The organism is Pantoea latae (assembly GCF_002077695.1).
GTDB lineage: Bacteria > Pseudomonadota > Gammaproteobacteria > Enterobacterales > Enterobacteriaceae > Pantoea > Pantoea latae.
Genome location: NZ_MWUE01000062.1, coordinates 1 through 3,339 on the forward strand (window position 1 = coordinate 1; position 3,339 = coordinate 3,339).

General features: G+C 39.4%; 2 protein-coding genes. One reads left to right on the forward strand and one right to left on the reverse strand.

Translation table 11 applies throughout. The annotated features are described in order from the left end of the window. Window positions 1-1,252 precede the first annotated feature (1,252 nt). Entirely contained in the window at window positions 1,253-2,425 is a 1,173-nt protein-coding gene (locus B2J69_RS23440; RefSeq protein WP_081142847.1) for a phospholipase effector Tle1 domain-containing protein, read from the forward strand. 574 nt (window positions 2,426-2,999) lie between these two features. Here B2J69_RS23440 and B2J69_RS24015 read toward each other — a convergent pair. After that, a partial coding sequence (locus tag B2J69_RS24015; RefSeq protein ID WP_236722783.1) for a DUF5677 domain-containing protein occupies window positions 3,000-3,339 on the reverse strand: 340 nt, incomplete at its 5' end.

Sequence of the window (3,339 nt, forward strand, 5' to 3'; positions counted from 1 at the left end):
AGCCTACTTTTACCCGTACCATTTTTTCCTATTATAACAGTAAATATATTAGCACTAGTATTGTTGCGTCCCATGGAGGTAAGGTTATATTCTTTACCTTCGAATTTCACTGACCTAATCATTAACACCCTTCTCTTTTAAAATATTTCACCGCAAAACCCATTATAGCCATTATATTTAAGTGCAAAAATACAGAGCTAACAAAAAACAAGTCAATATTAAGTAAACCACCAACCAAGTTAAATATTCTATCTATTACAATGAGCCCTCTTAAAAAATACATCCTTTGTCTAACTTTGATAAAATAACTATTGGTATTTTATATAAATATGTCGTTAAACAGATAGCACTCTAAATTATCTGAAAAAAAAGAATTTTGCAAAGGCTATGAGATCTGTCATTCGTCTGTCATTTTTATAATGTGTCTGCGCTACACACAAAGTGGTAAAAGCGTCATGAGGTAATGAATACCATTATCCTGTTGTGATGATGGCTTTAACTTCCCTCCTAGGTAATAGCAGACTAGGAGCACATGATGCCTGTCACGCTCACCCACTCCGGAAACCCTCTGGAATCTCATGACCTGTACCAGGTATCGCATTAACGCCACGTCGCGGCGCTTTGCTCAGCTTATACTGTCGGCCCTCAGCCAGCATCGAGTCAGTTTCCTTGCCCCACTTTAATTCAGGCCCGAAAGGAACTGCACCAGTCCGCTTGGTGCCAGAAGCAGTCATTGCTATGTCTGCAATGCATTAATTTACGGTGAGCAGGTCACGAGTTCAAAGCTTTGCTGAACAATGGCGACTTTTTACTGTGATGTATGTCTTTTACGGTGAGCAGGCTCGCATCGATTATCCGAACTCGAACAATCAACCTACTAACCAGTATTAAGACCATCTATTGATAATAGACACGATGCATCTAGAGATTCAAGGGGCTTGTCTAATTTTCACTCTAATTATTACTTTTTTTAATTTCTACTCTATCAGAATGACGAAATCAAGACTGTTAGTTATATTGCAATTATCCCCATGTAGTTATGCTGGCTCTGCATGTCATCTAATATGGACGATCATTACACCTACTTATAATCAAAATCACTATATTAGAAATTCCCTCTCACAATGTTCTACAATCTAGAATGCTCTATGTTGCATAAGACGGTCATGTCTATGGTAAACTTTCTAAATATGCATTAGTAATCAGTAATTTGCACTCAATACCCCTCCTTATAGAATTGCGAGGTTGTGATATGCGCCATTTATTTGTATGTCTCGATGGCACTGGCAATAGCCCAGTGCAAAGTGATGTTGAGTACATTGTCAGAAATAAATCCCCGGTGATTAGTGTCGAAAGCAACGTGCTAAAAATATGGTGCGCCTTAACTGGAAACAAAGAGAAATATAAGCCCGCGGACCTCATCAATAGTGAGGAATACAAATACTATGGTCTGGTCTCTGGCCTGAAACTGGGCGATGAATATTTGGGGGAAGCTCTCTATATAAATGGAGTGGGGTCTCAGGGTGATAAAGAAAAAATGAATTTTGAGGGTGCCACGGGCTCGGGGACAACCGCAAGGATTCTCGATGCATACCGGTTTTTAGCAGAACGTTATAAGCCTGGTGACAAAATCTATCTCTTTGGGTTCAGCCGCGGAGCATTTTCCGCGAGGAGCCTAGCCAGTTTTATACGTCATTTGGGAATGCCATTGGGTAGAAGAATCATTCCCGAAAAGGAATTGCCTTCATTGTGGGCATCGTACCGTGAAAAACGTTCCTACAGCGGTGGGCTATCGTCATCTTTGACAGGGAGTAATTCGGTGGAGATCGAATTTCTTGGACTTTGGGATACCGTAGGTTCATTGGCATTTCAGAACATATTTAACAAGTTTCACCAGATGTCGCCTAAAGGAATAAAGCATGTTCGGCATGCGCTCGCCCTCGATGAAGTTCGCCCGCATTTTTCACCGATTTACTGGAACAACTTAAATGAGCATGGACAGGTCGTTAAGGAAGTCTGGTTTTGTGGTGTCCACAGTAACATTGGGGGAGGATATCAGGTTGCGGGCCTGTCAAATATCTCGTATATCTGGATGATACGTGAGCTTGCCGAAGTCTCCGGGTTTCCGGGGCGGCTGGAAAAAGTTCCAGAATATCCAGCTGAGGCTTCTGTGCCAGCAGGTGAAATGCGCGACTCCTATTCAGAATTTTACGGTGGCCTGAAAATTGTTATTGCTTCCCTAAAGGGGGGAATGACAGTGCGTAAAATCACTGAACGACAAACATTCCATCCTTCTGTGTTCGAATGGATGAAAATGGGTTGGTACAAGCCAAGAGCTATCTTACAGGGAGGCGAGCCAGTGACAATCGATTATATCAAAAGTTGCTTGAGCAACGCTGCTGACTGGCCTTTAGAAGAGAACTAATTTGAATTTTGGCATACATTCTCTGCCGCGCTTGAATACTCTTCGCTGTTTGTGGGGGAGTATTCTTCTTTTTAAAACTCAGCTAAATGCACAATTTTTCAAAGCACATCTAATGATAAGAGGAAAAAACCACCTGATATATATAATGACTATTGATTTTCGAGCATCCCAACCCATTCTTATCAACCCATTCTTATTTATGATAAAATGAACAGCACGACTTTTCATTTGGGGTTTAACGTCGATGATGCGCAAGAGTTCTCTGAGTCGATTGAAGTCTGAGGTTAGCAGGGCTGCTACAGCAGCCTAGCTGGGTCAAAAAAGAGTTAAGATATAAAGCAGATCCTGATATTTGACGGAGGATAAGTCAATAAATACATTTCATGTGATATAATTGATTATCTACTTTGCATTGCTATGTATGCATCATAAGCACAATACAAAATCACCAATCTTTTAGTACGCCGCCTGGTACATTTAATTCATTTCTTAACTTTTCAAATAAATAATATGCATATTTTTGTGCGGAAACAATTAGTATGTTAAAATTGTCAATGCAACTTGCTGAGTCATATTAATTTATCAAACATAAAGCAGGGTGTAATAATTTAGAAAACAACTTGAATAATGCCATATATTCTTCTGCCCCCCCAACATCCTCAGCAATTTTTTTGGTTTCAGGGCTTTTAACGCTTTTAAAGTTATGTTTTTCTAAAATAACGTTGTTAACTTTATTTTTAATTTTAAATAATTCCAATTCAGCCGAATGATTAACATTAGCAACTATTGAAATAGCATCTAAAATCTGATTTTCAGCCATTACCACCTCCCTCATCCAAGTATCTAATGAGCAATCGTGTTTAATAATATATTTTAATCTAACATTAAGCTCAAAAAGGTTTCTCGTGCACAAT

Bases quoted from the DNA above. Each gene is read 5' to 3' on its own strand.
- B2J69_RS23440 (WP_081142847.1), top strand. From the start codon at position 1,253: ATGCGCCATTTATTTGTATGTCTCGATGGCACTGGCAATAGCCCAGTG.